The organism is Trinickia mobilis, assembly GCF_017315705.1.
In the GTDB taxonomy this organism is placed as follows: Bacteria; Pseudomonadota; Gammaproteobacteria; order Burkholderiales; family Burkholderiaceae; genus Trinickia_A; species Trinickia_A mobilis.
In genome coordinates, this window is sequence record NZ_JAFLRF010000060.1 from 13,981 (window position 1) to 27,553 (window position 13,573).

General features: G+C 65.9%; 13 protein-coding genes. 9 read left to right on the forward strand and 4 right to left on the reverse strand.

All coding sequences use genetic code 11. From position 1 onward, the window contains the following. The first annotated feature begins 69 nt into the window (after positions 1 to 69). From wrbA to J3489_RS34535, 4 genes are all read left to right on the forward strand, one after another. Positions 70 to 672: an NAD(P)H:quinone oxidoreductase gene (wrbA, locus tag J3489_RS34520; protein ID WP_207005309.1), complete on the forward strand. Its 603-nt coding sequence runs from the start codon at positions 70 to 72 to the stop codon at positions 670 to 672. A 17-nt stretch (positions 673 to 689) separates the two neighbouring features. Then, positions 690 to 1,124: a DUF2069 domain-containing protein gene (locus tag J3489_RS34525; RefSeq protein ID WP_207005310.1), complete on the forward strand. Its 435-nt coding sequence runs from the start codon at positions 690 to 692 to the stop codon at positions 1,122 to 1,124. Positions 1,125 to 1,202: 78 nt separating this feature from the next. Next, positions 1,203 to 2,639, forward strand: coding sequence for an FAD-binding oxidoreductase (locus J3489_RS34530; RefSeq protein ID WP_207005311.1), 1,437 nt, complete (start codon positions 1,203 to 1,205; stop codon positions 2,637 to 2,639). A gap of 61 nt (positions 2,640 to 2,700) precedes the next feature. Continuing rightward, positions 2,701 to 3,540, forward strand: coding sequence for a metallophosphoesterase (locus J3489_RS34535; RefSeq protein ID WP_207005312.1), 840 nt, complete (start codon positions 2,701 to 2,703; stop codon positions 3,538 to 3,540). Positions 3,541 to 3,548: 8 nt separating this feature from the next. Here the strand turns inward: J3489_RS34535 and J3489_RS34540 are convergent, their stop codons facing one another. Both J3489_RS34540 and J3489_RS34545 read right to left on the reverse strand, forming a co-directional pair. Next, complete coding sequence (locus J3489_RS34540) at positions 3,549 to 3,695, reverse strand: hypothetical protein (RefSeq protein WP_207005313.1); 147 nt, start codon at positions 3,693 to 3,695, stop codon at positions 3,549 to 3,551. A gap of 141 nt (positions 3,696 to 3,836) precedes the next feature. Beyond that, positions 3,837 to 4,775 (reverse strand): LysR family transcriptional regulator, encoded by a 939-nt coding sequence (locus J3489_RS34545; protein ID WP_207005314.1) that lies wholly within the window; start codon positions 4,773 to 4,775, stop codon positions 3,837 to 3,839. Positions 4,776 to 4,930: 155 nt separating this feature from the next. On the opposite strand from J3489_RS34545, the gene J3489_RS34550 reads away from it, so the two are divergent. From J3489_RS34550 to J3489_RS34565, 4 genes are read left to right on the forward strand one after another with little or no spacing between them, the layout of a single operon-like run. After that, a complete protein-coding gene (locus J3489_RS34550; RefSeq protein WP_207005315.1) occupies positions 4,931 to 6,544 on the forward strand; it encodes an efflux transporter outer membrane subunit in 1,614 nt (537 codons plus the stop codon). 12 nt (positions 6,545 to 6,556) lie between these two features. Next, positions 6,557 to 8,779: an FUSC family protein gene (locus J3489_RS34555; protein ID WP_207005316.1), complete on the forward strand. Its 2,223-nt coding sequence runs from the start codon at positions 6,557 to 6,559 to the stop codon at positions 8,777 to 8,779. Next, a complete protein-coding gene (locus J3489_RS34560; RefSeq protein WP_207005317.1) occupies positions 8,769 to 8,969 on the forward strand; it encodes a DUF1656 domain-containing protein in 201 nt (66 codons plus the stop codon). The genes J3489_RS34555 and J3489_RS34560 overlap by 11 nt, the downstream gene beginning before the upstream one ends. Before the next feature lie 24 nt (positions 8,970 to 8,993). Further along, positions 8,994 to 9,860 carry an efflux RND transporter periplasmic adaptor subunit gene (locus J3489_RS34565; RefSeq protein ID WP_207005318.1) on the forward strand — a complete coding sequence of 289 codons (867 nt, stop codon included), beginning with the start codon at positions 8,994 to 8,996 and terminating at the stop codon, positions 9,858 to 9,860. Positions 9,861 to 9,875: 15 nt separating this feature from the next. Here J3489_RS34565 and J3489_RS34570 read toward each other — a convergent pair whose 3' ends face one another. Continuing rightward, positions 9,876 to 11,552, reverse strand: a complete 1,677-nt coding sequence (locus J3489_RS34570; RefSeq protein ID WP_207005319.1) for a methyl-accepting chemotaxis protein — start codon at positions 11,550 to 11,552, stop codon at positions 9,876 to 9,878. Positions 11,553 to 12,002: 450 nt separating this feature from the next. Here J3489_RS34570 and J3489_RS34575 point away from each other — a divergent pair, with 450 nt between their 5' ends. Next, positions 12,003 to 13,259, forward strand: coding sequence for an MFS transporter (locus tag J3489_RS34575; RefSeq protein WP_207005320.1), 1,257 nt, complete (start codon positions 12,003 to 12,005; stop codon positions 13,257 to 13,259). A 51-nt stretch (positions 13,260 to 13,310) separates the two neighbouring features. Here the strand turns inward: J3489_RS34575 and J3489_RS34580 are convergent. Then, a partial coding sequence (locus J3489_RS34580) for a hypothetical protein (RefSeq protein WP_207005321.1) occupies positions 13,311 to 13,573 on the reverse strand: 263 nt, incomplete at its 5' end.

The following is a 13,573-nucleotide window of genomic DNA, read 5'->3' on the forward strand; positions in this document are numbered from 1 at the left end:
GTCGCTACGCGCCAGGTCCCCCGAGGGGGCGGAAAACTTGGGGCGGCCCGGCGTTTTCTTGTGAGGCTTATGAAAGACGTTCTTGTACTTTATTACAGCCGCCATGGCACCACGCGCGAGCTGGCGCTCGCGATTGCGCAGGGCATCGACAGCGTCCCCGGCATGCAGGCGCGCATCCGCACCGTGCCCCCCGTCTCTTCCGTGTGCGAGGCCACGCAACCCGACATCCCCGCCGACGGCCCGCCTTACGCCGAGCTTCGCGACCTCGAGGAATGCGCCGGTCTCGCGCTCGGCTCGCCGACCCGCTTCGGCAACATGGCCGCCTCGCTCAAGTATTTTCTCGACGGCACGACGCCCCAGTGGCTGTCGGGCGCGCTCGCCGGCAAGCCGGCGTGCGTGTTCACGTCGACGGGCAGCCTCCACGGCGGGCAGGAAACGACGCTGCTGTCGATGATGCTCCCCCTCCTGCATCACGGCATGCTGATCGTCGGCATCCCGTACACCGAGAGCGCGCTCACCACGACGCAAAGCGGCGGCACGCCGTACGGCGCGTCGCATCACGCGCGCGCGGGGTCCGGCGAAGACGGCATCACTGCCGACGAGAAGGCGCTTGCGATCGTGCTCGGCGTGCGCGTCGCGCGGGCCGCGGCCCAGCTCACCGAGCGCGTGTAAGCGCACCGGAATCTTCCATGCCGCCAATCGCACCCGTGCCGCGGCCCAAGGCCACTTCCTTCGGGGCGCAGGCCGTCCCGCAAGTGGTCCCGTGCCGTGGTTTCGCACTCGGCGCAGCGCTTTCGCTCATCGCTCTGATCGCGCTCGCCGTCGTCTGGGAGGGCTGGCTCGCGCCGCTGCGCCCCGGCGGCTCGGCGCTCGTGCTGAAAGCCGTGCCGCTCCTCTTGCCGCTTCTCGGCGTGCTCAAGCGCCGTGTCTATACGTATCAATGGGCGTCGATGCTGATCCTCCTCTATTTCGCCGAGGGGATCGTGCGCGGCATGACCGACGGCGGGCTCTCCGCGCGGCTCGGCTGGATCGAGGCGACGCTCGCCGTGATCTTCTTCATTTGCGCGCTGGGCTACGTCGCCCCGTTCAAGCGCGCGGCCCGCGCGGCTCGGCGCGGCATCTGACCATAGCGAAAGAGACATGATGAACCCCCTGATGAACGGCCCCCACGCTCACTTGCTTTGCATGGGGCGGGAGGCAGCATGACCGACTCCGCCAACGCCTCCCAGCAGGCTTTCGTCGCGGCGTGCCGCGACGCGATCGGCGCGGCCCACGTGCTGACCGATGCGCACGACACTGCCTCCTATCTGACCGATTGGCGCCGCCGCTACAACGGCGCCGCCTGCGCCGTCCTGAGACCGGCCACCACGGACGAAGTCGCGGCCATCGTGCGCCTCGCGGTCGCGCATCGCGTCGCGCTCGTGCCGCAAGGCGGCAACACGGGGCTCGCGGGCGGCGCCACGCCCGACACGAGCGGCGCGCAAGCGGTCGTGAGCCTCGCGCGCCTGAACCGCGTGCGCGCGCTCGATCCGCACAACAACACGATCACCGTCGAAGCCGGCGTGATCCTCGCCGAGGTCCAGACGCGCGCGCAGGAAGCCGGCCGGCTTTTTCCGCTGTCGCTTGCCGCGGAAGGCAGTTGCACGATCGGCGGCAATCTCGCGACGAATGCGGGCGGCACCGGCGTGCTGCGCTACGGGAACGCGCGCGAGCTGTGCCTCGGCCTCGAAGTGGTCACGCCGCAAGGCGAGATCTGGGACGGCCTGCGCGGCCTGCGCAAGGACAACACCGGCTACGACTTGCGCGATCTCTTCATCGGCGCGGAAGGCACGCTCGGTATCGTCACGGCGGCTGTCATGAAGCTGCACCCGCAGCCGGCCGCGCGCGTGACGGCGCTTGCCGCGCTCGAATCGCCGCACGCCGCGCTCGATTTCCTGTCGCTCACGCAGCGCTTCACCGGGCCGCTTCTGACCGGCTTCGAATTGATGTCGGATTTCTGCCTGCGGCTCGTCGGCAAGCACTTCCCGCAATTGCGTTATCCGTTCGACGCCGCGCACGCCCAGATCGTCCTGCTCGAGTTGTCCGACAGCGAGAGCGAGGAGCACGCGCGCGCGATTTTCGAGCGGCTGATGGAAACCGCGCTGGAGGAAGGGCTCGTCGCCGATGCCGTCGTCGCCGAAAATCTCGCGCAATCGCGCGCGTTCTGGGACCTGCGCGAACACATTCCGCTCGCGCAAGCCGAGGAAGGTTTGAACATCAAGCACGACATCGCAGTGCCGATCTCGCGAATCGGCGCGTTCATCGACGAAACCGACGCGGCGATCGCGGAAGCGCTACCGGGCGTGCGCATGGTCACGTTCGGCCACCTCGGCGACGGCAATCTGCACTACAACGTGCAGGCGCCGGAAGGCGGCGACGTCAGGGCCTTTCTCGCGGAGCATCAAGCGCCGATCAACCGGATCGTCTACGACAGCGTGCACAAGCACGGCGGCAGCATCAGCGCGGAGCACGGCCTCGGGCAATTGAAGATCGACGAAGCCGTGCACTACAAATCAGCGGTCGAAGTGCGGCTGATGCAGGCGGTGAAAACGGCACTCGATCCGCTCGGCCTGATGAACCCCGGCAAGGTGCTACGCTAAAGCGTTGGCGCCGACGCTGCAAACCGGCCCCCAACGACACCGACTGGCAGGAGATGCGCCCGTGAAAATCCGCGTGTTGTCCGATCTGCATCTCGAATGCGACGAGCCCGAGGTGGTCGCGCACGCGAGCGCGGATCTCGTCGTGCTGGCCGGCGATATCCACAATCACGCGGAAGGCCTGCGCTGGGCCGCCGAGACGTTCGACGCGCAGGTGCCGGTCGTCTACGTGCCCGGCAACCACGAGTATTACGACGGCGAATTCGGCGCGCTCGAAACGGCGATGCGCGATGCGGCCCATTGCGTTGACAACGTGCACTACCTGAACAACAGCACGCTGATCGACCCGGAAGGCCGCTGGCGCGTGCTCGGCACGACGCTATGGACCGACTTCGCGCTGTTCGGCGCTACGGACGACGAGCGCGCGCAATCGATCGCCGCAGCCGAAAAGGTGATGCTCGATTTTCGCGGACTGATTCAGGTGGCGTGGCCCGGCGCCGGCACCGAGGTGGGCACCGAGGTGGGCACATTTAGCACCGGCGCCCCGCGCGACTTCACGCCAGCCGATACGCTCGCGCTGCACCGCCACGCACGCGCGTGGCTCGAAGCGGAACTGGCAAAGCCATTCAGCGGGAAAACGGTCGTCGTCACGCACCATGCGCCGCATCGGCTGAGCCTTGCGGCGCGTTACGAGCATGACCTGGTGTCGGCGGGATTCGTCAGCGACTTGCCTCAGCTCGTGCGCGCGCCGGTCGCGCTGTGGATTCACGGGCACACGCATACCGCGTTCGACTACACGGTGAACGGCACGCGGGTCGTTTGCAATCCGCGCGGCTACGTCGACCGCCGAACGCGCCGGCTGGAGAATCCGGCATTCGCGTGGGACAAGGTCGTCGAGATCTAAGCCTGGACTTATCGCGTGGCGCGCTTGAACGCGCGACGCACGGGAACCAGCATGAGCTGCGGCACAGGTTTCAGGCGGCGCAGCAAGTCGCGCGATGCGGCGATTCCGATTAGACCGAACATGACGGCAACGCCGATCAGCAGATGCGTATCCATGAGTTCCCTTCTTTCGATGTGCAGGCAGTCACGACACGGTAGCAAATCGGCTGCCGGCAAGACGTAAAGAAGTGTTGCCGCATGGCAATGCTGTAACAGCGAACGAAAGTGAGCGTTGGGGGCGGTTCATCTCATCGCCACTCAAGTCCGGGCAAGCTGACGCAGTGCCGCCTGATCGGCGGCGAGCGTCGCGGGCAGCTCCTCGCGCAGGAAATCGACCCAGGTGCGGATTTTCGCGTCGAGATACTGGCGCGACGGATAGAGCGCATAAATGTTCATCGGCTGGGACGTGTACTCGGGCAAAATCCACACGAGTTCCCCACTCTTGAGCCATTGAATCGCCGAGTAGGTCGGCAGGACGGAAATGCCCAAGCCTTCGCGCACTGCCATCGCCATCGCCTCGGCGACGTTGACCTGGAACGTCGACGGCGGCAGGGAAAAGGTCTCCTGCCCGTTGGGCCCGTCGAACGTCCATTTGCCGGCCGCGAACATCGGCGCGACCATATGCAGGCAATCATGATGTGCGAGATCGGCGGGGACCTTCGGCACACCGCGCGTCTCGAGATAGGACGGCGCCGCGCACGCCACGCTGAACGCGATGCCGAGGCGGTGCGAGACGAGCCCCGAATCCGGCAAGTCGAAGCCGAGCACCAGCGACACGTCATAGCCTTCGTCGAGCAGATCGGGGATGCGGTTCGCGAGCGTCAGGTCGATGTCGACATCGGGGTAGCGCTGCCGGTAGCGGCCGATCGCCGGCACGACATAATGCATGCCGAAGCTGCTCATCGCGTGAATCTTGAGCTTCCCCGACGGATTCGCGTGCGCTTCGCTCGCCTCGGCCTCGGCCTGATCGACGTAGGCCAAAATCTGCTCGCAGCGCTGCAAGTAGCGCTCGCCCGCTTCGGTGAGCGCGATGCGGCGCGTCGTGCGGTTCAGGAGCCGCGTGCGCAGATGCGTTTCGAGATCGGATACCGCACGCGACGCGTGGGCGGTCGTCGTATTCAAGTGCTGCGCGGCGGCCGTGAAGCTCCCCGCTTCGACGACCCGGACGAATACGCGCATGTTTTGCAGCGTGTCCATACTATCCCCCCTGAGTTCCGGCCGATTGTTACACAAACTGAAATATCGTTTGTCTCAGCATCCGTAAAGAACTATTACATTTTTACTGGTTATTCGATAATCTCTCGAAAAATATAATTACCAATAGCGTTATATACTCGTTTAAGGACAGAATCGTGCAGTCTCCGGTAGCAAAAGGAAGCGTCGCGCTCGCCTTTCTTGCACTCTCAATAATAATCGCCGGGTGCGCCAGTACCGGAGGCATCGCACCGCAAAGCAAGGCGGCCGACCCTTCCTCGTTCGATATCGGCAGCGCCGTGCGCGCCGCCAACGCCAACGCCCAATGGCCCGCCGTCGACTGGTGGCGCGCCTACGGCGACCCGCAGCTGAACACCCTCGTCGAAGCCGCGCGTGCGGGCAGTCCCACGCTCGCGGCCGCGCAGGCGCGCGTGCGCGAAGCGCAGGCGCTGGCCGGCCGCGCCCAGGCGGCCCTGGCGCCGCAGGTCAACGGCAGCCTGTCGGTGCAGCGCGAACATTGGCCGGGCGACCCGCTCTTTTACGGCCCGGGTACGCTCGCGAACACGGACACGTGGAACAACACCGCGAGCATCGGCCTCTCCTATCACCTCGACCTGTGGGGCGCCGACAAGAACGCGCTCGAGCGCGCGCTCGACGCCGCCCACGCGCAAGCGGCCGATGCGCGCGCCGCGCAGCTCGAACTCGAAGTCAACGTCGTGCGAGCGTATGTCGATTTGTCGAAGAATTACGCGCTGCTCGACATCGCGAAGCAAACGCTCGAGCAGCAAAAGCAGCTTGCGGCGCTTGCGCACCGGCGCCTCGCGGGCGGCCTCGGCACCCAGCTCGAAGTGAGCCAGACCGAAGCCCCGCTCCCCGAATACGAGCGGCAAATCGATGCGATCGAGGAATCGATCGCGCTCGACCGCAATCAGCTTGCCGCGCTGCTCGGCAAGGGCCCTGGCGCGGGCGAGTCGATCGCGCGGCCCACGCTGTCGCTGGCGGCGCCGGCCGGCTTGCCGTCGACGCTGCCGGCCGAGCTGATCGGCCATCGCCCGGACATCGTCGCCGCCCGCTGGACCGTCGCGGCACAGGCGCGCGGCATCGACGTCGCCAAGGCTGCGTTCTATCCGAACATCAACCTCGCGGCGTCGCTCGGCGGCTACGCAACCGGCGGCCCGCTCTTGCAGTTCCTCAAAGCGGCGAACGGCAGCTGGACCGCCGGGCCCGCGCTGTCGCTGCCGATCTTCGACGGCGGCGCGCGGCGCAGCGAGCTTGGCGCGGCGGCCGCGGGCTACGACCAGGCCGTCGAGAACTACAACCAGACGATCGTCGGCGCGTTGAAGGACGTCGCCGACCAGGTCGTGCGGATGCGCTCGCTCGCCACGCAGGAACAGGACGCACAGCGCTCCGTGACGGCGGCCAAGAAGAGCTTCGACCTCTCGCGGGAAGGCTACCGGCGCGGGCTCACCGACTACGTCAACGTGATCGTCGCCGAATCACAGTGGCTCAACGCGCAGCAAGGCGTCGCGCGCATCCAGGCCGAGCAGTTCGTCGCGCATGCGTCGCTGATGGCGGCGCTCGGCGGCGGGCTCGACGACCCGGCGAACGGTCCGAGCGCCGCGGACACGCAGCCCGGCCATACGACGGCCGCGCAGCGGGCGGTGTCGGCGGTGGCTTCCAAGGTGTCGTCGGCCGCGGCGAAGGCGGCCAACGCGGTGTCGCCCAATCCGGCGGGCCCTGCGGCGCCGGTCAACGCAGCCCCTGCACAATAAGGCGCGCCGGCCATGTCCACCCCCTCGTCCTCCTCTTTCGAGCACGCGCCCCGCACGCTTCGCGACTGGTACGCGATCGCCGCCGATTGGGCGCGCACCGACGGCGCCACCTGGATCTACGTGTTCAAGGCGCTGCTCGCGGCGTTCCTCACCCTGCTGATCGCGATGCGGCTCGAAATGTCGCAGCCCAGGACGGCGATGGCGACCGCGTTCATCGTGATGCAGCCGCAAAGCGGCGCCGTGCTCGCCAAGAGCTTCTATCGGTTTTGCGGCACGCTGATCGGGCTCGTCGCCACGTTGACGTTCGTCGGGCTTTTCGCGCAGCAGCCCGAACTCTTCATGATGGCGCTCGCGATCTGGGTCGGCATCTGCACGGCCGGCGCCGCGCGCAACCGCAACTTCCGTTCGTACGGCTTCCTGCTCGCGGGCTACACAGCGGCGCTAATCGGCCTGCCCGCTGCGCAAGCGCCTGACGGGGCGTTCCTGTCGGCCCTTACGCGGGCCTCGGAAGTGTCGCTCGGCGTCGCCTGCGCGGGCATCGTCAGTGCACTCGTGTTCCCGCAGCACACGGGCGAACAGATGCGCACGACGGTGCGCGCGCGTTTTGCCGCATTCGCCGAATATGTGTCGGCGGCGTTCGCGGGCCACACCGACCGCACTTACATCGAGCAAGCCAATGCGCGTTTCCTCGTCGATATCGTCGGCTTCGAGGCGATGCGCAGCCTCATCCAGTTCGAAGGCCCGGATGCCCGCCAGCGCACCGGCAAGCTCTCGCGCCTGAACAGCGAATTCATGACGGCGTCCACGCGCTTTCACGCGCTGCATCAGCTGATGCAGCGCCTGTACGATGCCGGTGCGACCGAGGCGATCAGCGCGATCGAACCGTACTTCAAGGAGATTGCGCCGCTATTGACGAAGTCTGGCGAGCGCGCGCACTCCGCCGCCGATGCGCAAGACACCGCCGGGCAATTGGAGGCCTACCAGGCGACGCTGCCGCGCCGCGTGCGCGAGCAGCGCGCCGCCTTCGAAAACCGCCCCGATTTTCCGCTGCTCGAATTCGACACCGCCTCCGAGCTGCTCTACCGCTTCGTCGACGACATGCTGAAGTACGCGCGAACCTACGGCTCGCTCGCGTCTGCCGAGGCGAAGCCGCGCGAGCGCTGGATCGAGCATTTCGAGCCGAAGACCAACCACATCGCAACGCTCCTGGCCGGCGTGCGCGGCGCGATCGTGATGGGCGTGCTCAGCTGGTTCTGGCTCAGGACGGCATGGCCAAGCGGCACGATGCTCGTGTCGGTGGCGGCGGCGGTCTGCGCGCTCGCCTCCTCCTCGCCGAACCCGACGCGCACGTCGTATCAAATGGGCATCGGCATCGCGCTCTCGGTCGTCGCGGGCTTCATTGCCGAGTTCGGCGTCTATCCGCACATCGACGGCTTCGTGATGTTGTGCGTCGCGCTCACGCCGTTTCTGGCCTTCGGCGTCTACCTCTCGACCCGCCGCGGCCTGGCCGGCTACGGCGCCGGCTACCTGATTTTCTTCTGCACGCTGGCCGGCCCGGACAACGTAATCAACTACGATCCGTCGAGCTTCATGAACGATGGGATCGCGCTCGTGATGTCGACGATCGTCGCGGCCATCGCGTTCGCCGTCCTGCTGCCGCCCGCCACGCCGTGGCTGCGCAACTATCTGTTCGCCGACATGCGCCGTCAGGTCCTGATGGCGTGCCACGGGGGGCTCGAGCGGGTGCGCTCGCGCTTCGAGAGCGGCACGCGCGATCTGGCGTTCCAGGCGCACAGCCTCGCCGAGGACGAACCCGAGGTGCGGCGCGATACGCTGCGCTGGCTCCTCGCCGTGCTCGAAGTCGGCAATGCGATCATCGACCTGCGCCAGGAGCTCGCGATGCTGCCGCGCGATCCGCGCTACGCGGCGACGATGCCGTGGCGCAAGACGGTTGCGAAGACGCGCGAGGCGATCACCTCGCTCTTCTCGCGCCCGGACGCCCAGCGCCTCGATGCCGCGCTCGCCGCGACCGGCGACGCGATCGCCGCCGTCCAGCAAACGCTCGTCGCGTTCGAGCCGCCGCGCGACGAGCGGCGCCAATTGCAGCGCATCCTGAGCCACCTCCACTTCATTCGCTCGGCGCTGCTCGATCCGCAGTCGCCGCTCGAATCGTTCGTGGGCAAAACCCGGCGTCCCGCTGCGGCGCAACCATCGGGAGAGCACCATGCCTCGTGAAATCGCCGTACTCGACGCCTATGTGCCGACCATCCTGCTGCTTTGCGTGATCGGCGCCGCGCTGACCTGGGCGCTCGACCGCGTCCTGGCCTGGACCGGCCTCTACCGCGTCGTCTGGCATCCATCCCTGTTCCGGGCGAGCCTGCTCGTCTGTGTGTGCGGCGGACTGGGGCTCGCCGTCTATCGTTGATTCAAGCGCTATTAGAGTCACATCATGACCATCCGAAAAATCGTCGGCTTTCTCGCGACCGCCCTCATCTTCATCGCCGCGGTCCTGATCGGCCACAAGCTGTGGGTGTATTACATGGACGAACCATGGACCCGCGACGGCCGCGTGCGCGCCGATATCGTCAACATCGCGCCCGACGTGTCGGGGGCCGTTGTCCAGCTGCCGGTCAAGGACAACCAGTTCGTCAAGAAAGGCGACCTCCTGATGCAGATCGACCCGTCGCACTATCAGATCGCGGTCGAGCAGGCGCAGGCCGCAGTCGCGGCGCGCAAGGCCGAATTGCAGATGCGTCTCGACGACGCCAAGCGCCGCGCCGATCTCGACAGCCTCGTCGTGTCGACGGAAAGCCGCGAGAACGCGTCGCACACCGCATCGAGCGCCGAGGCACAGTACCAACAGGCGCTCGCCGCGCTCGACGCCGCCAAGCTGAACCTGGAGCGCACGCGCGTGGTGGCGCCGGTCGACGGCTACGTGACCAACCTGAACGTGTTCCAGGGCGACTACGCGACGGTCGGCACGCCGAAGCTCGCGATCGTCGACAGCCATTCGTTCTGGGTCTACGGATACTTCGAGGAAACCAAGCTGCCGCGCGTGAAGGTCGGCGACAAGGCCGATATCCTGCTGATGAGCGGCGGCACGCTGAAGGGCCACGTCGAGAGCATTTCGCGCGGCATCTACGATCGCGACAACCCCTCAAGCCGCGATCTCGTTGCCGACGTGAACCCGACGTTCAACTGGGTGCGCCTCGCGCAGCGGGTGCCGGTGCGCATCCATATCGACCAGGTGCCCGACGGGCTCGTGCTGTCGGCGGGCACCACGGCTACGGTCGTCGTGAAACCTGGCGGAGCTTGAACACCGCAGTGACACTTAGCGCAGCTTGAACTTGCCGACGAGGCGCTTCAACGACTTCGCCTGATCGTCGAGCGAGCGCGCCGCGGCCGTGGCCTCCTCGACGAGCGCGGCGTTCTGCTGCGTGCCCGAATCCATCTGCGTGACGGCCTGGTTGATCTCTTCGATGCCTGCGCTCTGCTCCGAGGACGCCGCCGAGATCTCGCCCATGATGTCGGTCACGCGCTTTACGGCCTTCACGACCTCGTCCATCGTCTGACCGGCGTCCTGTGCGAAGTGAGAGCCGTTCGCGACGCGCTCGAGCGACGCGTTGATCAGCCCCTTGATCTCCTTGGCCGCCTGAGCGCTGCGTTGCGCGAGGCTGCGCACTTCGCCGGCGACGACCGCGAAGCCGCGGCCCTGCTCGCCCGCGCGCGCCGCTTCGACCGCCGCGTTCAGCGCGAGGATGTTGGTCTGGAACGCGATCCCTTCGATCACGCCGATGATGTCGCCGATGCTCTTGGCGCTGTCGTTGATCTGACCCATCGTCGAGACGACGCGCGACACGACCTCGCCGCCCTTCTCCGCGATCTCCGACGCGTTGTTCGCGAGCGTGCTCGCCTGCTTCGCGTTGTCGGCGTTCTGCTTCACGGTCGACGTGAGCTGCTCCATGCTCGCCGCGGTCTTTTCGAGCGACACCGCCTGCATTTCCGTGCGCTGCGACAAATCGAGGTTGCCCATCGAGATCTCGCCCGCCGCCGACGCAATCGCCTCGGCGCTCGCGGTGATTTCGCCGACCGTCTCCGAGAGCCCGACTTGCATGTCACGCAGCGCGAACAGCACGCTCGATTGGTCGTTCTTGCCGAGCGCGATCGGATGCGAGAGGTCGCCCGCCGCGATATGGCTCGCGATGTTCTTCGCGTAGGCCGGCTCGCCGCCGAGCTGCTTGGTGAGCCGCCGCACGACCCATTCGGCGACCGCGAACGCCACGACGAAGAGCGCGACCGTCATTGCGGCGATCATCACGAACGACGACTTGAAGATGAACGCCGACGCTTCGATCGTCGCCTTCGCGGCGGTGCCGCGCGACTCGACGAGCTCGGCGACGAGCTTTTCGAGCTTTTCCGTTTCAACGAGCAGCGACACGTCCTGCATGCCGACCTGCCAGTTCATCTGCGACAAGTCGAGCGGCTGCGCCTTCACGAGCGTTACGAACGCGCGCAAATGGTCGCTCCAGGTCGACACCGCGGTCGCAAATTTCTTTTGGCGGGCAAGCGCGACGCTGTCGGACGCGTCGGTGTATTGCTGTAGCGTCGACAACTCACCGGCAATCGCGCCGAGGCCCTTGCCGACATCGCTGCCGAGATCGTCGCGCTCCTTGGCCGTGGTCGCCGTGAGCAGCATCTTCTGCGCGCGGCTCGCGCGCAGCACGTTCGCGCGCACCTCTTCCGCCGCGCGGCTCGCGACGTACCCCTGGTCGTAGATCGATTGCGTCGAGCCGTTCAGGCGGCTGATCTGCGTGAGCGAAAAGACGCCGATGGCCAGCGTGCCGACGAGCAGCGCGGCGAACGCCAGCCGCAGCGTCGCTTTGACCGGCAAGCTATTGAGCCTGCCGGCCGCCGCGCGCTTGCTGCTGCCTTGCGAACGGCCACCTGCCGGCTCGTCATCCGGTACGAACCCCGCGCCCGAACGGCGGCCCAGCGAAACTGCCTTCATATATGTCCCCGTTTTCTCAAAACGCGCCGCCGAACCGGTGGGTCCGGCGACACGGCTTACCTTGCCAGGGTCAACGGCATTCGGGCGTGGTTTCTTTAGCGTCGTGCGCCCCGATGTAAACCCGGCCCAGCGGCGCGCGCGTGGTCTGCCGCCGCGCGCCTCGCACGGTTTATAACCGGACAAAAAATTGCGCGCACAGGGCGGGCGGCGGCGCGTAAGAACCTGTCGCGGCGCGGTGACATCCACTTGACGTCCATCGTTTTGCGCGGGTTCGGTGCAAGCGTTCATGTCCGGTTTACGCCTGACCAATGTCCGAATCGCGACAAACCTTGTCCGTACATTTCACGCGCGCCACATTACACTGTTGCAAAAGCTTAAGAACAATCCGCTGTGCATTGCCCACCCAGGCACTGCGCATGCCTCATCCACCTCCCAATCGCCGTCGATCCAATGGAAACGAGCCTCGACAAGCGCGCCCTCGCCGGATCGGCCAGCCCGAATCCGTCGGCGCAGCCCGCCGCAACCCAAGTTCAGCGCACCGTCTATTCGGTGCTGGGGGCGATCAGCTTCGCGCACCTGCTGAACGACATGATTCAGTCGCTGATTCTCGCGATCTATCCGATGCTGAAGGCGAGCTTTTCGCTGTCGTTCGGGCAGATCGGCCTCATCACGCTGACCTATCAGATCACCGCGTCGCTGTTGCAGCCGCTCGTCGGCCATTTCACCGACAGGCGCCCGCAGCCCTACTCGCTGCCGATCGGCATGGGCTTCACGCTGACCGGGCTCGTGCTGATGTCGGTCGCGCCGAACTTCGGCGTCCTGCTCGTCGCCGCGGCGCTCGTCGGGTGCGGATCGTCGGTGTTTCATCCGGAATCCTCGCGCGTGGCGCGCATGGCTTCAGGAGGACAGCATGGGCTTGCGCAGTCGCTGTTCCAGGTCGGCGGCAATGCCGGCTCGTCGCTCGGGCCGCTGCTCGCCGCGCTGATCGTGATTCCGCATGGGCAGCGCAGCATCGCGTGGTTCTCGGTTGCGGCGCTCGTTGCGATCGTCGTGCTCGCGCAAATCGGCCGCTGGTACAAGCAGCATCCCGCGACGAAGAAGTCCAGGAACGCGCAGGCGGCCCGCCATGCGCTGCCGCGCGGCCGCGTGATGTTCGCGATGAGCGTGCTCGTGCTGCTCGTGTTCTCGAAGTACTTCTATCTCGCGAGCATCAACAGCTACTTCACGTTCTACCTGATCGACAAGTTCCACCTGCCCGTGCAGGCCGCGCAGATTCACTTGTTCGTGTTCCTCGCGGCAGTCGCGGCGGGCACGATCATCGGCGGCCCGGTCGGCGACCGGATCGGCCGCAAGTATGTGATCTGGGTGTCGATCCTCGGCGTCGCGCCGTTCACGCTGCTGTTGCCGTACGCGAACCTGTTCTGGACCAGCGTGCTGACGGTCGTGATCGGTGTCGTGCTGGCGTCGGCGTTCTCGGCGATCCTGGTTTATGCGCAGGAACTGATCCCCGGCAAGGTTGGGATGGTCGCGGGATTGTTTTTCGGCTTCGCGTTCGGTCTTGGCGGTGTGGGCGCAGCCGTGCTCGGCCAGCTCGCGGATGCGACGAGCATCGGGTATGTCTACAAGGTCTGCTCGTTCCTGCCGCTGATCGGTGTCCTGACGGTGTTTTTGCCGGATGTGGAAGGTAAGCGCGCGAAGGCTGCGTGAGCGTGATAGTTAAAACGGGCAATGCGTTCACATTGCCCATTTTTTGGCTGCCTAACATTTCCCCTTATCACCTAGCCCATAGCTACACGCAAAGGGATCGTACCATTTGTTGTATTTATAAAACAAATGTACATAATCGCCTCTACTCCACGTAATGCCGCCGGTACCGCCAGATGAAATTGTCCACTCACCCTTACTATTATCACTATACTCAATAAACCCCGTTGCATAGCAATCCGAGTTGTGTGCGTCAAGTTGTGCAAAAACGGCTGACCATAGTTTCAGTTGATTCTTTTGCGCGGGGCTCGGCGCGA